Genomic DNA, 17009 nt, shown 5'->3' on the forward strand with positions numbered 1-17009 from the left:
CGCCACTACTGACCAGGATCCCAGTCTCTGTGAGACCATACGCTGGGCGCGTCGCCTGGAGAGGCTCAACGGCCAGACCAACCATGAGTTTGAAACAGCATGAACGAAAAAATCTTCGGACAAGTTGAGCTAAGCAGTTTGCTGCACGCTTCGGCCGCGCCCGATATGCTTGCAGGCATCGCTCTGCGCTGCGCCAACATCGCCCGCGATGCGACTGCCATCTGTGCAATCATCGGTCAATCATGGGTCGACGACGACCGATCAGATGGCACCGACGCGCACTCCGGACTGGCCACTAGATTGCTCGCAGCGTGGCAGGAACACGGTAGCGAGGTCTGTTCTCGGATTCGCGGGGCCTACTCCTTTGCGGTGGTGGACGCGCAACGCCGCTGCGTTTTCCTCGCCGTCGACCGCTTCGCCATCGAAACGCTGTGCTACTTCACCGACGGCAAGATCCTCGCCTTCGCCGACCGCGCCGACTGTGTCCCGGGCCACGACCGGCAACTGGACCCGCAGGCAATCTTCGACTATCTGTACTTCCACATGATCCCGGCGCCGCGGACGATCTTCCGCCAGGTACGGCGATTGCCGGCGGCGCACGCGCTGCTCGTCGACCAGCAGGGCGTGCACCAGATTCGCCATTGGCCCTTGCGCTTCGACGAGCAACGCCGTCCTTCCTTCGATGCCGCCCGAGACTCGTTCCGCAGCCTGATCCGCGAATCCGTCGCCGAGCAGCTCGCTGGCGAGCAACGGGTCGGCGCCTTCCTTTCAGGCGGCACCGACAGCTCGACGGTCGCCGGCATGCTCTGCCAGATCACCGGCACGGCGGCTCCGGTCTATTCGATCGGTTTCGACGCCGCAGGTTACGATGAGATGGAATACGCACGCATCGCCGCCAGGCACTTCGGCTGCGAGCATCACGAATACTATGTGACGCCAGCCGACCTGTTGGCGAGCATCCCGGCCGTGGCCAAGCATCACGATCAGCCCTTCGGCAACTCATCGGCCCTGCCGGCCTATTACTGTGCGCAAGTCGCGCAGGCCGATGGCTGCAGCAGGTTGCTGGCTGGTGATGGCGGCGATGAACTGTTCGGTGGCAACTCCCGTTACGCCATGCAGCGGCTGTTCGAGTACTACCACAGCGTGCCGCAGGCGATCAGGCAGGCGATCGAACCGATGTGCGCGGACGGCAGTCCCTTGCGCCGGATCCCCGGCCTGAAGCAGGCGACCGGCTATGTGCGTCACTCGCGGGTGGAGCTGCCGGCCCGGTTGCAGAGCTTCAATCTGCTGATGCAACTCGATCCGGCACAGGTGCTCAACGCGGACTTTCTGGCAGACATCGATCTGCACGAACCGGCCCGACACATGCAGGCAACCTGGGCCGAATGCCAGGCCCAGAGCCTGATCAACCGCCTGCTGGCCTACGACTGGCGCTATACCCTTGCCGACAGTGACCTGCCGAAGGTTCGGGGTGCGGTACAGATGGCCGGGATTGCGGTTGCCTATCCGCTGCTCAGCGATCGCCTGACGGACTTCTCGATGACCCTGCCAGCGGACTGGAAACTTCGGCGTTTCAGGCTGCGCTGGTTCTTCAAGGAAGCCTTGCGTGGCTTCCTGCCCGACGAAATCATCAGCAAGAAGAAGAAGGGCTTCGGCCTGCCGTTCGGCGTCTGGACCACACGCAACCCGGCGCTGCTCGAACTGGCCCGGGATTCTCTCGATACGCTGGCAAAGCGGGGAATCGTCCGGGCGGACTTCGTCCACAGGCTTCTGCACGAGCACCTTCCGGAGCACCCCGGATACTTTGGAGAAATGGTATGGATCCTGACCATGCTCGAGCAATGGCTCCGCCGCGACGCAGCTTGACGGGGCAGCCGGCAACGCCGGACGGTCACGGGCAGTGGGAACAGCAGACGCCCAGGCCGGCGGCCGCAGCTTTGACGTTCAGGCCGCTACGACCATCGCCAGGGAAGCGACCATGAAGCGTGTCCTGATGATTGCCTACCATTTCCCGCCCCTGGCAGGCAGCAGCGGTATCCAGCGCACCCTGCGGTTTGTGCAACACCTTCCCGGATACGGATGGCAGCCCCTCGTCGTCACTGCGGATCCACGCGCTTACGAGCGGACGAGCGATGACCTCCTGCAGGAGATTCCGGAGGGCACCGTCGTCCATCGCGCATTCGCCCTCGATACCTCGCGTCATCTCGCCCTGCACGGCCGACACCTGGCGTGGATGGCGCGGCCAGACCGCTGGGTGAGCTGGCGGTTCGATGCCGTGCGCACCGGCCTGCGCATGATCAGGGACTACCAACCGGATGTCATCTGGTCTACCTATCCAATCGCCACTGCACACCTGATCGCGGCTCAGCTCCACCGGCGCACGGGGGTCCCATGGCTGGCAGACTTCCGCGATCCCATGGCACAGCCGGGCTATCCGGCGAACCCGCGCACGCGACAGAGCTTCATCGATATCGAGAGTACGGCCGTGCGCGAGGCCAGGTTCAGTACCTTCACCACGCCGGGTGCCGCACGCGAGTATCGCCGGCGCTACCCGGAAGCGGCGGCGCGCATCCTCGTCCTCGAGAATGGCTACGACGAGGAGAGTTTCCCGCCCACGGCACACACGGCTCACGCACCTGAGCCACTGCACCCCGGACAGCTGACCTTGCTTCACAGCGGACTGGTCTACCCGATGGAGCGCGACCCGACGCAGCTTCTGCGAGCTCTGCAGTCCCTGAAGGACTCGGGCAAGCTGCCGCCGGGGCAACTCCGGCTGCGTTTCCGGGCCGCGGTTCATGACGCCATGCTGGCACGCCTTGCCCGGGAACATCGGGTCGATGACTGGATTGAATGCCTGCCGGCCGTGGGCTACCGTGCAGCCATCGCTGAGATGATGCGCGCCGACGGACTGCTGGTTCTGCAGGCAGCATGCTGCAATGAACAGATCCCGGCCAAGATCTACGAGTATCTGCGCGCCGGTCGACCGATACTGGCGCTCACCGACGCTGCCGGCGACACCGCTGCAACCTTGCGGGCAGCGGGAGTCGAGCACCTCGCTCCGCTCGACTCGGCGGAGGCGATCGCGACACAGCTCATGGCCTTCGTCACCGCGCTGCGACAGGCGAAGGCCGCACCGCCATCGCCCGCGATCGTTCGCCAGGCCTCTCGCCGGGAACGGACGGCCGAGCTTGTCCGCTTGCTCGAAGCCTGTCAGGACGGTGGCATCTGAGCGCCGGCCAAGGAGTCGTCGCGAACGGGCGGCCACGCAAGATCCGCGCGAACAGCAGGACAGGACCGTCCAGCCGGGACGGCTCCATCAGACAGAGGCACAACCCGGACTGGTGTGACTTTTTTGGCTTGACTCAGGAGAGCGCCTTGAGGCACCCTGATGCCGATGTTCCACTCGAAGGCGGAGCCTGCGCTCGGCCGCCAACTCAGATGAGGATTCAAGCATGCTTGGCGAAGGAAGGAAGCTGCTGTCGTTGATGCGAGGTGTCCGCAATCCGCTGCCCGCGGTTTTCGACCGTCTGGGCCAGCAACGCGAACCCTATGTACTGTGTCGTAATGACGGTGTCAGCATCGAAGTGAGACCGGGGGTGGGCGATCTGTTCGGCTTCTACGAGATCCTGTTGCGCAACGACTATCTCGCGTCCGGACAGGTGCTCAACGAAGGCGACACGGTGATCGACGTCGGTGCCAACATCGGCTGTTTCTCGGTCCTGGCAGCTCGAGTGGTGGGACCGAAGGGCAGGGTCATCGCCCTCGAGCCAGAGGAGTCCACCTATCGCCAGCTCGTGCGCAATATCGAGCTCAACCAGCTGCGCAACGTCATTGCCCTCAAGCTGGCTGTGGGTGCCGAATGCGGCTCGATCAAGCTGCACTCGGCGAGCAATCGACTGTTCAGCTCCTTCTACACGTCGGTGAATGGACAGGCCGTCGCTGGCGTCGAGCAGGAGGTCGAGGTCGTGACGTTGGCGGAACTGATGGCGGCACAGGGAGTGCTCGGCTGTGACTATCTCAAGCTCGACTGCGAGGGCGCCGAGCACGATATCGTACGGACGTTGACTGCAGAGACCGCACAGCGGATTCGGCAGGTCACCGTCGAGCTGCACCGGGTTCCCGGCCATGATGGCGCCGTCTTCGCCAACCGGTTGATCGACCTCGGATACGAGCGGGTGGGCACCAGTACCCTGCCCTACTACCGACGCCGGCCGGTCTAGCGCTGCCCTTTACCCGAAAAATTAGGACTGGACTTTCTTGATCGAACCGATTATGGTTCGGTATGAATGAGCAAAACCAAGTCAAGCGAGCGCTGAGACAGCAAGCCTCGATTGAGGTTATCCGGGAGCTGTTGGCGGGCAAGGAGCATCGAAGTCTATCCTCGGTTGCCGAGTCGATTTGTCAGCACTTCGGCTTGCGTGATGCCCGCGGGCGTAGCCAGATCGCAGGCTGCGTCAAGGCGCTGCGTGAGTTGGAGGGGGCGGGGCACTTCGTTCTGCCGGCGCCGATGCGCAAGCGCCGTACGGCAGCAGGGCCGCGGCGTCTGGGTCAACCCGTTGATGGGGCGATGGACGTGCCGACGGTGCTCGCAGAGCTTCGTGGGCTGAGGCTGGTCCTCGTTGAGACTCTCGAGCTGATGCGGGTGTGGAACGAGTTGATGCTGTGCGAGCATCCGCAGGGGGCTGGGCCTTTGGTGGGGGCGCAGATGCGCTACCTGATTGGCTCTGAGCATGGCTGGCTGGGCGGCTTTGGTTTCGGGGCGTCGGCGCTGCATCTGGCCGACCGAGAGCGATGGATCGGCTGGAACGATCATGCCCGGCGCCAGCACCTGCACGGGGTGATTGGCATGAGCCGCTTTCTCATCCGCCACTCGGTGCACTGCCCGAATCTGGCCTCGCACGTGCTGGGGATGGTTTTGCGGCGCGTGGGTGCGGATTACGAGGCCCAGTACGGCTATCGCCCTTGGCTGGTGGAGAGCTTTGTGGACACGCAACACTTCATCGGCACCAGCTACCGGGCAGCGAACTGGCTGGAGATTGGCCAGACCAAAGGGCGTGGCCGACAGGATCGCTTCAACGAGAACGCGAAGACGGTCAAGGCCATCTACGTCTTCTATGAACTGGAGCCCGATGTACGCGCCCGCCTGGCAGCCATTGCCGAACCGCTCCAAGTGACTGCGCTGCAGATCAGCGAAGGTCTGGAGGGGGACGAGTGGGCGGGCCATGAGTTTGCCGGAGCGAATTTGGGGGACCGGCGCAGCAACAGGCGGCTGGCCGACTTTGCCCGCACGATGGGCGAGATGCCGGGGCGCGCGTTCTGCGGTGCCGCGCAAGGAGACAAGCCGGCGATCAAGTCGTACTACCGGCTGATCGAGCAAGCCGATGACTCGCTGGTCACCATGCAGGCGATCCTGGCCCCTCACCAACGGCGCACGGTGCAGCGGATGAAGGCGCAGTCGACGGTACTCTGCGTTCAGGACGGGACCGAGCTGAACTATTCTGGTCTGGTCCAGTGTGCCGGGCTGGGCGTCATCGGCAGCAACCAGACGGGTGCCCAGAGTGGCGGACTGCACCTGCATTCGACGCTGGTGCTGACGACCCAGGGCCTGCCGCTGGGGGTCCTGAGGGCACACTGTGTGGCACCGACGCACCGGGCAAAGGAGGACCTGCGCCCGGCGTCGGCCATACCGATCGAAGAGAAGAAGACCTTCACTTGGATCGAGGGTCTTCGCCAATGCAACGATCTGGTCCCCGCGCTGCCCGACACGCGCCAGGTCTGCGTGATGGATCGCGAGGCGGATTTCTTCGAACTGTTTGACGAGCCACGCCAAAGCGGCCGCGTCGAACTGTTGGTTCGCGCCAAACATGACCGCGCCACCCGCGAGGCACTCAACCTCTTCGAACTCGTCAGACAAAGCCCCGTGCGACGCCAGCTTCGCATCAACGTGCCGCGACAAAGCGCTCGGACCAAGAAAAGCAAACAGAAGGCACGCGACGGGCACGCACAACGTACCGCGCACGTCAATTTGCGCTACCGCGAAGTCGAACTCCGCCGGCCGTCGAAATACCCGGCCCGGAAGGCCCTCAGGCTCTGGGTGGTGCATGTCCAGGAACCCTCGCCGCCAGCCGACGCCGAACCGCTCGAGTGGTTCCTGATCACCACCTGCGAGATCACCACACCAGAACAAGCCCAGGAGTGCCTGCGGTGGTACTGCCTGCGCTGGCGCATCGAAGACTGGCATCGCGTATTGAAGAGCGGCTGTCGCATCGAGGCGCTGCAACACAAGACCGCTGAGCGACTCAAACGGGCCATCGCCATCAATCTCGTCATCGCTTGGCGCATCATGCTCATGACGCTCCTGGGCAGACAGTGCCCCGATCTTCCCGCCGAGGTCTTGTTCTCCGACGCCGAGATCGAAGTGCTGCAGGCCTACGCAAAAAAAAACAAATCCCCAAGCCCACTCGGCTCGGCGACGCCGTTCGTCTCGTAGCCCAACTCGGCGGATACATTGGCCGCGCCAAAGACCCCTCTCCAGGGCATCAAATCATGTGGCACGGCTATTCGGTCCTGCAATCGCTGCGCGAAGGGCTCTCGCTCCGGCTCTGGACTTCGGATGACAACAAGACTTGCGGGTAAAGGGCAGGTCTAGCGCGCCGAGCGGCGATCGGGCCATTGGTAGGCGGCGATGCGCTTCGGATCGCCGGTCAGGGCGAGCGACGGAGTCGCCGCCGGCAACCCGGTTCGCTCCGTGGCTCCCCGACGGACGTGCGTGTCCTCCGCGGTCAGCCGCGATGCCGACGAGCGGCGAGACTGGCGACCGTCCGCCAGGCCTGTTGCTCGATGCCTGCCTGACGACCGGAAGCGAGCCAGAGAACGACCAGCACACCGGGAAACAGCACCAACCCGACCACGACCTTCAGCACGAGCAGCACGACGAGGGGTGCATCGATCAGCGGCGCGAGGAAGGCAAGACTGCCATACATCGCCAGTCCCGCCAGACAGGGACGCCAGAGCGAGCCATAGAGCCGGCCGACGCCGATCATGCAGGACGAGGAGACGAAGCGCAACATGAGTGGCAGGACGGCAATCGATACGGCCACGCGTGCCATCGCCACACCCTCCATGCCCTTGACCTGCGCCGCCAGAAAGGCGATCGGCGCCAGCAACGCGAGTTCCAGCCAAGTCTGCGCCGCCGACAGGCGGGTACGCCCCATCACCCAGAGTGGCATCTCCAGGGTCAGTGTCAGGGACGAGAAGGCCCCGTAAAGCGCCAACCACCGCATGGCATCGATCGCCTCCAGCCACTTGTCGCCGAGAACCAGCGGCACGAACTCCGGCGCCACCGCCATCAGCCCGAAGCCAACCGAGAAGCACAGCGCGGCCATTGCCCCAAGGCTCAGGCAGAACAGATTCTCGAATTCGTCGCGCGCGCCTGCCACTTTGGACAGCGTGGGAAACAGCGCGCGCCGCAGCGGCATGACCAGCTCGGAACTGGGCATCGTCGCCAGTTCATTGGCGACGTGGTAGCCCCCCATGACACTCGTTCCGAGCAGACGGCCGACGACGAACTCATCGGTCTTGCGATTGAGGTAGGTTCCAACACGGGAGATGATCAGCCATTGCGAGAATCCCCACATCTCGCGCACGCAGCTCAGGCTGAGGCGCGGACGGTAAGGATGCATCCGATAGCTCAGGATCAGCGCGATGGCGCTGCCGCTGGTCATGCCGATGGCAAGCGCCCAGTAGTTCTCGAGGTAGAAGGCCGCGCCGACGACTATCGCGAAGTTCGCCAGCTTCGTATATACGGTGAAACGAAAGTCGTTGGCGAAATCGAGATCCTTGCGGAAGGCGACGACGCCAATGTTCTCGAAACCGCTGATCAACGGTCGCAGCGCGATCAGCTGCACGACGCTGACCGCGCGCGGTTCGGAGAAGACCTGCCCCACCCACGGCGCGACCACGACCAGCAGCCCGGCGATCAACATCCCCTGGATGATCTGGATCGTCCACGCGGTATCGAAGTGTTCGCGGCTGTTCGCTCCGGGACGCATCAGGGCCAGATCGACACCGGCATAGCCGACAGTCTCCAGAAGACCGACTGCAATCAGGGCTATCGCGACGATGCCAAAATCGGCAGGGGCCAGCAGCCGCGCGAGGATGACGGTGCTGACCAGGCCGATCAGGCGTGTTGCCCATCTGGCGCCGACCATCCACGCCGACCCACGGACGAGTTGCCGACCCGTCGAAGGCACGTTCTCAGCGTTCACCATCGCCGGTCAGGGAAGCACCTGCTCGAGAATGGCATCGATGCGCTGGCCGATCTCGCGTCCGTAGTTGCGCTTCAGATACCTGAAAACGATGAGGTAGAGCGGCACTGCGCGACGAAAGCTTGCGTAGGGCAGTGCCGACGCTGCACAAGCGCGCTGCGCGAAGAACCAGGGGCATGCAGCCGGATCCTCGGTATCGCGGATCAGCCGTGCCGATGTCGCGCTCATGCCGGCGACGGACAGGCTGATCATGAAGATGTCGAACCCAGCCAGAGCCGTCGCACCATAGTCCTCCCAGTCGAACACCAACAGATCGCCGCGCGCCGCACCCAGATTGTTGAGTACGAAGTCGCCATGCTGCGGGATGTGCGGGATGTCCGCCCAAAGCGTGCGATCCAACTGCCCCAGATAGCGCCGGAGCGCGCTACCGGCATCGGGGGAATCTGCCAGGAACGCACCGGCCTCGGCCATGAAAAGGTCGTGGCTGCAGGCGTCCGCAGCGTCGAGCGAGCTGGCGCGGGCGCTGGCAAAGAAAGCGATCAACTGCCCGACCAGGTGCGCCGATCGGCGACCGGAGTCCAGGTCACGCGCACGGACGATGCGGTGCTCGCAGGCCGTCGCAACCAGCAGGCTCCAGCCGTCAAGGCGCAGATGGGCGAGCGGCTTCGGCGTGCGCTCGCGAAACCGGTCGTGCGCCAGGCGATAGCTGGCGAAGCGTTCGCCGAGATCGTAATGGAAGCACGCCTGGACGTGATACCAGGCATCCTTGCCGGGATCCCAGACATCCAGTGCAATCGCCTCGCCACGCGAGACCATGACGTTGAATACGAGCCTGGCTTGCGGCGCCACGAACCCACTGCTCACCAGCGCCTTGCCGACCAGGCTCAGCACGACCGGCACCCCCAATAGAAGAGGTGTGGCTCGAGAAAGCGGTTGAGGCCCAGTTCGACGACCGCCTTTCGCAACAGGTATCCGGAACGGCTCAGGGAGTCACGCGAAGACTCCAGCGCGTAGCGGAATGCCCGGCGCGAGGCTTCCACTTCGACCGCGGCAAGGGTGCTCGGAGCCTGTGGGTCCGGCCACAGGTTGCACACCTGGATGCCACGGAAACCTGCACTGAGCAGGGCGCCCTGGCACGAAAGCACGCTCAGCGCCGCCACCTCCGAGGAACCCGAAGGCACTGCCCGCCGGCGCCAATGCCAGCCGCGCGGGCTGCTGCCGTTGCGTCCGCAACCGGCGACCACCCCACCCGGCCTGAGAATCGACGCGATCCTGGCCAGCCACTCTTCGGCAACTTGGCGAGGGGGTCGCTGCGGCAAGGCTGCCGCCAGATCATCCAGGGTATGGTGCAGGATCACAAGATCGAAACTTGCAGCGGTGAATGGCAGCGGCTCGTCGTAGGACGCCTCGCAGCCGTGCAGGCGGCCGATCATCGGAGTCGTGACGGGCGACCCACGGTCACCGCCAACCAGGCGACAACTCACCACTTGGCGCGCCGGCCACTCGCCGTCGACCACCCGCCCGTGATCCTGAAGGTACAACTCCAACACGCCTGCGCCATCAACCATGGCGGGCAATTGGTAGATCGCCCGCAAGCGCGCGCTTGCCAGTTCGTAGGGTCGCAGAGCCGTGGTACCAGCTGGCTCACCGCAAGAACGCTGCTCCATCTCAGGCACGACGGCGAGCAACCAGTATGGTGTCGGGCGCCACCGGCGCCAGAAACCGATGGCCAAACATCGCCTCGCGGCGCAACGATCCATCATCCACGGTGCGTACTTGTCCCAGCATCCGTGAGCGGTAGAGCCAGGCACCGATCGGCAGGCTATTGACGACCTGAAAGCCGTGCTTGGCCAGCAGCCGCTGCAGCGCGTGGTGGGTCAGGTCCATCTCGGGTTGGCCGCCCGTCAGGCGATGGAAGAGCGCCGCCAGCGAGCCAGGATTGCGGTGATTGTTGAGGACCAGGTAGCCTCCGGGCCTGACGAGATCGGCCAGCACCTGCAGCACCTGCTGCCGCAGCGTCGGCTGCGCGTTGCCGAAGAACCGGAACGCCGTCGCCAGATCGAAAGTACCCAGATCGATTGCTGCCCGGGTCAGGTCAGCCTCGACGAAACGGACACTCGGACACCTCTGACGCGCCGCAGCAAGCATGCTCGGCGATAGGTCAACCCCAATCGTCTCGCGTGCGAAGGGGGCGACGGTCTGAGTGATGCGAGCCGTGCCACAAGCAAAATCCAGGTAGCGGGCAATGCCGTCCGGAAAGAGCTGCGGCAGGATGCGCTGCAGATGAACGCGCTCCATGTCGCACATGTAGGCGTCAAACGGGTCCTTGGCCAGATTGCGGTCATAGTTCTCGCCGCGCTCGATGTGGCTCGTCCGGTAATCGCCAATCTGCGTCGATTCACTGTCACTCATCACTCATCACCCATTTTCCACTGTCGGCTTGACGACCGCCGGCTGCGGAACATACCGCCACCCGCAGCAACGCTTGGCAAGGTGCGGGATTCCCGTCGGCACAGGCACCTCCTTCGTGCCTGCCCGTCGGCCGTCTAGCTGCGGCCAATTGCGCGCATTTCCCGCAGGGCGAACCAGTTGGTCACCGTGTAGATGCCGTTCCAGGTCAGCGAGAGACGATCGGAATCGCCGTAGATTTCGCGAATGTCTTGCGGCATCGCGGCAATCCCGCCGGCCTGCAGACGGGGGCCGAGAAGCTTGAACTCGTAGCCCCTGCGACCGTAACGCACCATGCGTCGCCAGTAGGCCCGGACATCGGCGAACCGCGAGATGGTGAAGGACTCGAAGATGAACCCGGCATCCGCGCAGGGCGCGATAAGCAGGTCGTTCATCGGCTGTGACGGATTCAGATCCCACTTCACCAGTGCGCCCACCAGACCGTCGTCACCTTCGAGTCGGAGTGGGATTCTGACGCCGAGCTGCTGGCAACGGATCACGAAGGAGCCACGCAGCGCGTACAGGTTGGCTACCAGCCCGCGTTCACGAAGCAACTCCTCGCGGTCATGGCGCATGCTGCGCCCGGATGCCGGCGGCACACCGACTGCCTGCGCCTGCGGTTCCGCCCGCATGGCCCGTTCCATCGCCGAGAACGAGCCCGGAACGGCACGCGCGTCGCCATCCATGAAGAAATAGATTTCCTGCCCGGCGCAATGCTGGGGAACGGTCTCATGGATGAAGACGTTCCAGGCGTTGCACTTGTCACCGAGCGTGATCGAGACGAGATGAACGCGCGGATTCTTCCTGCCGTACGCGCGGACGATTTCCTCGGTGCGGTCGGTACAGCCGTTGGCCATGACGAACACTTCGAAAGGACCGTCCGGGTCGGCCGCGAAGATGCTCTCGAGGCACGAATCGATATGCCGCTCCTCGTTGTGGGCGAGGACCATCACGGGCCAGATGGCGCGCGACTGCGTCACCGGGCCCGGTTCACTGCTATTGATAACATCGCTCATGATCATCTCCGTCCTGACGATTGGAAACACATTGTCGATACGCTGCCGCCACACGTCGCAGCCGCTGGCAGACCTCTGCGACATCCTTGGCAGTCATGTCCGCATAGGCCGGCAGTTCGATCAGGCCCGCGCCAGGATCCGGCGACCCTCCGGCCGAACAGGATGCGGGGGAATGCGTCGCGTAGCCGCGCCGGGTGCACACGGACTCTCGCCGCAGTTGCCGCTGGCACTCGTCGAGTTCGACACCGGGCGGCAGGGAGACCATCACCCGCGCCAGGTACCGTCCGGGCGCGAACTGCGGCATCAGCCATGGATCGCCAGGCGCCGCCAGCACATCGGCATACTGGCCGAGAATCCGAAGGCGCTGTTCGCGCCGCCGCGACAGCGAATTCAGCTGCACCAGGGCCAGGCACGCATCGAGGTTCGCGATCCCTGCGGGCACGAGTCCGCGCACTCTGGCGCCAAGAACCTGCTGCCGCAGGCGCTGCCAGCGATAGCTCAGCGCTGCGGTGTGCGACTCCAAAAGGTAGTTCCAGAAGAACGCAACCAGTGCCCGCAAACGCCCTTCCGCCGGTGCCAGCCCTGCGACCCGCGCCCGCACGATGGGCAAGACTTCATTCTCATGGCAGATCAGGACGCCACCACCACCGCTCTCGCCAGTCACGACACACTTCGACTGGGCGAAACTGAGCACACCGAAATCGCCAAAGGTCCCCAACATGCGGCCGCCCACCGATTCCCCGACGACCTGTGCCGCGTCATCCACCAGAAACACCCTCGCCGCTTTGGCAATGGTGGCGAAGGCTTCGATCTTCGCCGGGCACCCGTACATATGGGCAACGATGATCGCCAGCGTCCGGCTGCCAATCCGCTGCTCACAACCGCCGGGATCCAGGTTGAGGTCGGCACCGACATTGGCGAAAACCGGCACCAACCCGAGCAAGTTGACAACCTCGACAACCGCCGGGCATATGAACGCGGGGATGATCACCTCGTTGCTCCCCGGCCGCAACTGCATCAGGGCCTCAAGGCCGAGACGCAGTGCGGTACGGCCGGAATTGACCGGCAGGACATGCGGCACGGTCAACAACCCGGCAAGTGCGCCCGCCAGTTGCCTGGCACCGGGGCCACGGCGTATGCGGCCGCAGAGCATGGCTGCCAGCACGGCTCGCAACTCGGCCCAACCCCAATCGGCATAGGGCAGACGTTGGTAAGACATCGCCTATCTCCGCCCCGTCAGCAGCGTCTGACAGCGTGCGCGCACTCTTTCCCAGGTCAGGACGCACCATGGCATCGGATCATTGGCCCGCCAGTAGGCGTCGACGGCGTCTGCTGCAGGCAGGGCACCCGCACTCCCCTGTTCCTCCGCCGACCAGCGATCAACGATCGGATCGCGCCAGATCTTCGGTGGCTGCAGGTACCGCCCGGGCGGCAACGAAGCACCGGTTTCGGCACAGTAGGCGGCGAACGGGATGTTCACGCCATTGACCGTGGCAACCTCCTCCTGAAAATCGGTACGCCCGACGGTAGGCTCCACCATGTAGAAGCGGCCATCGCGGCAATCCCGCTTGTACTCCATGCTGCCCATGCCGACGAAACCGACCTGGCGAAAGAAGAGCGACGTCATGTCGCTCAGTTCGTCATGGCATTCCGGAGCCGCAATGCAGCTCGCCGTGCCACCAATCCGTGGTGGCCACGAGCGCAGCTTGCGACCGACGAACGAGGCCGCCGGACGCTGATCGGCAGTGACGTACTGCAGACAGAAATAGATATCGGAATCAGCGCCTTCAATCCATTCCTGAACAACGAGGTCGGCCAGAACCGGTGCAATCTCGCGATAGCGTAGCGAGGCTTCCGCGGCCGATGCGACCACGTATGCCTTCTTGAAGCGGTCGCCGTAGCCATAATGCTTGAATGCGGGCTTCAGAACGCAAGGGAATCGCAACTCGCAAAGATGCTCCAGATCACGCTCCGTCTGCAAGCGGACCGCTGCCGGAACAGGACTCCCACAGTCGATCGCCAGTTTCTGAAACCCTTCCTTGTGCATCAGATTCGCCAGTGTCTGCTGCTCCGGCAGGGTGATCAGGTAGTCGGAAACAAGCTCCTGCCGGCGTTCCGAGACCGATGTGACCGATTTCTCTTCGGTCAGGAAGAGAACCGGTCTTTCCGGCAAGCTTGCGGCGATCGACTTGAGCGCGGCGATCAGGGCCTCACCTTCCGTCTCCCCGACGACATGGTGCCGCGGATATCGGCTATGCCAGGCCGGGCCACTGCCGCTGCACACCAGAATCATCGGGACTCTCTGCTCGGCCAGACTGCGCACGATCCCGAGGGCATTCAATCCGCCGCCAACGATCACCGCCGTCGCCGTCGCTTTCGTCATGACCGAGCCTCCCTGTCCGCGATTGATGGCTGCCGTTCCGGTCGCAGGAGAGCCAGCGCTTCGTCGATCCCCCTGCGGTTGAACAGCGAGCTCGCAGCCAGATAGGCGACGGCACCAAGCAGCGCGAGCAGCAGCAACATCGGCAGCGGTGGCAGAGCGACGTGTTCACGAGCCAGAGCGACACAGCCGTACATGACGCCACTGGCCAATGCCGATCTGCCCAGCGCGCCAATGACTTCGCCCAGATGCAGATCGAGATGAGGCGCGGCACGTACCAGATTCGCCAGAAATACGCAGGGAAAGGCGAGCACCCAGGACAGGGCAAGGCCAATGAGGCCAAACTGGCAGCCGACGATGAACGCCAAACACATCACGACGGCGGTGGCACACGTGTTCCTGAAGCTGACGTCGGCGCGACCCACCGACTGCAGCGCGGCGTGAACGATCGGCCCAAGGACGCGCAAGGGCATGATCAGGCAGAGCAGCATCAGGGGCAGGCTGGCACCATCCCAGTTGGAACCCAGAAGGCCACCAACGATTTCCGGGGCAACGCTCGACATGCCCCACATGACTGGAAAGCTGATCAGGCTGATGGCACGCATGCTCTTGAGAACATAAGGATTGACACTGCCGCCCTCACGCTTCACCTTGGACATCGCGGGAAAGGCCACCTGATTCAGTATGGATGCGAGCCGCGAGGTCGGCAACGACGCCAGATCCATCGACACCGAGTAAAGGCCCAGATCGTGTCGTCCCAGAAGCTTGCCGACGATCAGGGAGTCAGCCTGTGAATAGAAATGGTAAACCACCTGGTTGGCGGCGATATCACGCCCGAAGCGGATGATCCGACCGCTGCCACTGAAGTCGAACAGCGGCAGACCCTTGTAGGGTCTGAGCAGATTGTAACCGGCAGCGCGCAGCGTCGCCATGAGCACGCCACCCCAGGCGAGCGCCCAGACGCCGTGTGACGCATAGGCCAGACCCAGGGTGAGGAGCGATCCGGCCAGACTGGACCCGAAGTCGACGAGACTACGTCCACGGTAGGCCATCTCCCGATGCAACAACGCCCCCGGAATCACCGCAAAGATTGCCGGAATGAATTGCAGCGCCACCACTTGAATGATCGTCTGCAGGCGCGGCTCACTGAAGAAGATCGCTGCCAGCGGTGCGATGACCAGCGCCAGCAGGGCGAATACCCCCAGGTTGGCGAGGAGGGTGACGCCGAACACCTGACGCATCTGGCGATCGGAGATATCGCGCGTCTGGATCAGGCTGGAACTCAGGCCGAGTTCTGCGACCAGCGCCAACAGACTGGAAAAGATGGTCGCCATGGCCATCAGGCCATAGTCGGCCGGCAGCAGGAAGCGCATGACCAGGATGGTGATCGCCCAGGAGGCAATCTGGCTGGCAAAACGCCCGATCACCGTCCACCGCAGTGCGGCCAGCACCTGGCTGCGCAGACTCATCGAACGTCGTCCCGAGCCATTCGACCACCGCTCCGGCAGACCGGCGAGAAAGCGGTCGTCGGCTCCTCGCGTGCGACCAGCATCGGCTGGCCATCTGCCGGCCCGACGCGCAGGGCAAACCCGGGCAGCGATGCCACGAGCGCGCAGGCCTTCGGGTGGCACTCAGCGGTCATCGCCTGTGCCGCGAAGAGGAACGTCCACCGACGCTTCCAGCAGCTGCGAATCGACGCAGAACTTGGCTGCCCAATTGAGATACTCGAATCGCCCGTACTCCCCGTCTACGGGAAAGGAGCCGCGCACGCCGCCCACCACGTCCGGGTTGCCACTCAGGTAAACCGTCCGCCGCACGTAGCGGTTGGCGCGCCGCGCGGCATCGAGGTAAGCGGCCTTGCCGGTAATGCCGAACAGAAGAAGCCAGCAGGCGGCAATCTGGACATTGCCCGTCAGGCACACCCAATCGACCGTCGGCCGCCAGTTGCGGTCCAGCTTTCCGGGCAGGCGCCCGTCGTCCTCGATGACCTCGAGCAGCGCGTCGGCCGTCAGCGCGGCGGCTGCCAGCAGGTCCGCTTCGCCGGCGAATCGATAGGCCTCGATGACGCCACGCAAGACGTAGCCGATCGTGTGGGTATGTGGTTCCGCCGGCGATGACAGGCTGTTGCTTGCGAACCAGCCATTTTCCATCTGCTTGCCGATCGCCCAGCGCACCTGCTTCAGTCCGGCCTCGGCAAAGCCGAGACCGGGCTCGATCCGTGCCGCCTCGAACAAGCCCCAGGAAACGTGTGTTTCGTAGGCCTTTTCTCCCGGGCTGGCGAAGGGCGTCGCGTGTTTCCGCCAGCATCCATCGGGATCCAGCGAATCACGCAGCCAAGTGCCGGCCAGCACCATCGGCCGCCGATAGGCCTCGCCAAAACGCTGCACTCCGGCAGCCAGACCAAGCAGAATCTGGCCCGTGTTGAACGTCACCGGAACCCGTTCGGAAGCGTCTACCTTGCCGCCCTGGAAGCCTCCCTCGGGAAACTGGATCGACACCAGCCAGTCAAGCATCCGCTGCGCCCGGTCGGCCAGGGACTGATCGTTGGTCCGTGCAGCAAAGTCGATCAAGGTCGGCAGGATGTAACCGGACGTCTCCGGGTAGGAACTGGCCCACCCTCGGAGCAGGCTGAAATCGCGCGCCGAGCCGCCATCCTGGTAGGCGGACTTGTCCTGCGAGCGCTTCAGCCACTCGATGCCCGCCTCGGCGACCGCCAGGGGGCCCGCGTCATGCTCCGGTAGCCCGGCACGATCACGCTGCAGCTGCTGTCGGGCCGCCTCGGGCAGACGGCGTTCGTCGATGTAGCGCGCTTTGAAATCAGAGGCGATCTTCTTCAGTGACATATCGGTTTGCAGCTCTCAAGAATGATGAGGTTGAAGGAGCAGGCGACGCGACATC

Annotated in this window: 13 protein-coding genes and 1 pseudogene; 5 read left to right on the forward strand and 9 right to left on the reverse strand. The window is 64.0% G+C overall.

The annotated features are described in order from the left end of the window. The first annotated feature begins 99 nt into the window (after positions 1-99). From V5B60_RS02695 to V5B60_RS22130, 5 genes and pseudogenes are all read left to right on the forward strand, one after another. Positions 100-1866, forward strand: coding sequence for an asparagine synthetase B family protein (locus V5B60_RS02695; protein WP_332345490.1), 1767 nt, complete (start codon positions 100-102; stop codon positions 1864-1866). 112 nt (positions 1867-1978) lie between these two features. Beyond that, complete coding sequence (locus V5B60_RS02700) at positions 1979-3229, forward strand: glycosyltransferase (RefSeq protein ID WP_332345491.1); 1251 nt, start codon at positions 1979-1981, stop codon at positions 3227-3229. 223 nt (positions 3230-3452) lie between these two features. Then, positions 3453-4220, forward strand: a complete 768-nt coding sequence (locus V5B60_RS02705) for an FkbM family methyltransferase (protein WP_332345492.1) — start codon at positions 3453-3455, stop codon at positions 4218-4220. Positions 4221-4636: 416 nt separating this feature from the next. Beyond that, positions 4637-6394, forward strand: a pseudogene (locus V5B60_RS02710) (IS4 family transposase); the annotation flags it as partial. After that, positions 6370-6636: an IS4 family transposase gene (locus V5B60_RS22130; protein WP_434735300.1), complete on the forward strand. Its 267-nt coding sequence runs from the start codon at positions 6370-6372 to the stop codon at positions 6634-6636. The pseudogene V5B60_RS02710 and the gene V5B60_RS22130, both read left to right, overlap by 25 nt. A gap of 146 nt (positions 6637-6782) precedes the next feature. Here V5B60_RS22130 and V5B60_RS02715 read toward each other — a convergent pair whose 3' ends face one another. The 9 genes from V5B60_RS02715 to V5B60_RS02755 all read right to left on the reverse strand — a co-directional run bounded on the left by V5B60_RS02715 (position 6783) and on the right by V5B60_RS02755 (position 16954). Next, positions 6783-8270 carry a lipopolysaccharide biosynthesis protein gene (locus tag V5B60_RS02715; protein ID WP_332345494.1) on the reverse strand — a complete coding sequence of 496 codons (1488 nt, stop codon included), beginning with the start codon at positions 8268-8270 and terminating at the stop codon, positions 6783-6785. 6 nt (positions 8271-8276) lie between these two features. Continuing rightward, positions 8277-9158: a phosphotransferase gene (locus V5B60_RS02720; protein WP_332345495.1), complete on the reverse strand. Its 882-nt coding sequence runs from the start codon at positions 9156-9158 to the stop codon at positions 8277-8279. After that, the gene (locus V5B60_RS02725; RefSeq protein WP_332345496.1) at positions 9152-9817 is read right to left on the reverse strand and encodes a class I SAM-dependent methyltransferase; all 666 of its coding nucleotides are present in this window, start codon (positions 9815-9817) and stop codon (positions 9152-9154) included. The genes V5B60_RS02720 and V5B60_RS02725 overlap by 7 nt, the downstream gene beginning before the upstream one ends. A gap of 118 nt (positions 9818-9935) precedes the next feature. Then, entirely contained in the window at positions 9936-10679 is a 744-nt protein-coding gene (locus tag V5B60_RS02730; RefSeq protein ID WP_332345497.1) for a class I SAM-dependent DNA methyltransferase, read from the reverse strand. Between the two features lie 134 nt (positions 10680-10813). Further along, positions 10814-11731 (reverse strand): glycosyltransferase, encoded by a 918-nt coding sequence (locus V5B60_RS02735; protein ID WP_332345498.1) that lies wholly within the window; start codon positions 11729-11731, stop codon positions 10814-10816. Beyond that, positions 11712-12950, reverse strand: coding sequence for a DegT/DnrJ/EryC1/StrS family aminotransferase (locus tag V5B60_RS02740; protein ID WP_332345499.1), 1239 nt, complete (start codon positions 12948-12950; stop codon positions 11712-11714). Before V5B60_RS02740 ends, V5B60_RS02735 begins: the two co-directional genes overlap by 20 nt. A gap of 3 nt (positions 12951-12953) precedes the next feature. Beyond that, a complete protein-coding gene (locus tag V5B60_RS02745) occupies positions 12954-14114 on the reverse strand; it encodes an FAD-dependent oxidoreductase (protein WP_332345500.1) in 1161 nt (386 codons plus the stop codon). After that, entirely contained in the window at positions 14111-15580 is a 1470-nt protein-coding gene (locus V5B60_RS02750; protein WP_332345501.1) for a lipopolysaccharide biosynthesis protein, read from the reverse strand. The genes V5B60_RS02745 and V5B60_RS02750 overlap by 4 nt, the downstream gene beginning before the upstream one ends. A gap of 162 nt (positions 15581-15742) precedes the next feature. After that, positions 15743-16954 carry a hypothetical protein gene (locus V5B60_RS02755; protein WP_332345502.1) on the reverse strand — a complete coding sequence of 404 codons (1212 nt, stop codon included), beginning with the start codon at positions 16952-16954 and terminating at the stop codon, positions 15743-15745. Positions 16955-17009 lie beyond the last annotated feature (55 nt).

It is taken from the genome of Accumulibacter sp. (assembly GCF_036625195.1).
Taxonomy (GTDB): domain Bacteria; phylum Pseudomonadota; class Gammaproteobacteria; order Burkholderiales; family Rhodocyclaceae; genus Accumulibacter.

Coding starts and splice junctions, on each gene's coding strand:
- V5B60_RS02695 (WP_332345490.1), top strand. CDS start 100: ATGAACGAAAAAATCTTCGGACAAGTTGAGCTAAGCAGTTTGCTGCAC.
- V5B60_RS02700 (WP_332345491.1), top strand. CDS start 1,979: ATGAAGCGTGTCCTGATGATTGCCTACCATTTCCCGCCCCTGGCAGGC.
- V5B60_RS02705 (WP_332345492.1), top strand. CDS start 3,453: ATGCTTGGCGAAGGAAGGAAGCTGCTGTCGTTGATGCGAGGTGTCCGC.
- V5B60_RS02715 (WP_332345494.1), bottom strand. CDS start 8,270: ATGGTGAACGCTGAGAACGTGCCTTCGACGGGTCGGCAACTCGTCCGT.
- V5B60_RS02730 (WP_332345497.1), bottom strand. CDS start 10,679: ATGAGTGACAGTGAATCGACGCAGATTGGCGATTACCGGACGAGCCAC.
- V5B60_RS02735 (WP_332345498.1), bottom strand. CDS start 11,731: ATGAGCGATGTTATCAATAGCAGTGAACCGGGCCCGGTGACGCAGTCG.
- V5B60_RS02740 (WP_332345499.1), bottom strand. CDS start 12,950: ATGTCTTACCAACGTCTGCCCTATGCCGATTGGGGTTGGGCCGAGTTG.
- V5B60_RS02745 (WP_332345500.1), bottom strand. CDS start 14,114: ATGACGAAAGCGACGGCGACGGCGGTGATCGTTGGCGGCGGATTGAAT.
- V5B60_RS02750 (WP_332345501.1), bottom strand. CDS start 15,580: ATGAGTCTGCGCAGCCAGGTGCTGGCCGCACTGCGGTGGACGGTGATC.
- V5B60_RS02755 (WP_332345502.1), bottom strand. CDS start 16,954: ATGTCACTGAAGAAGATCGCCTCTGATTTCAAAGCGCGCTACATCGAC.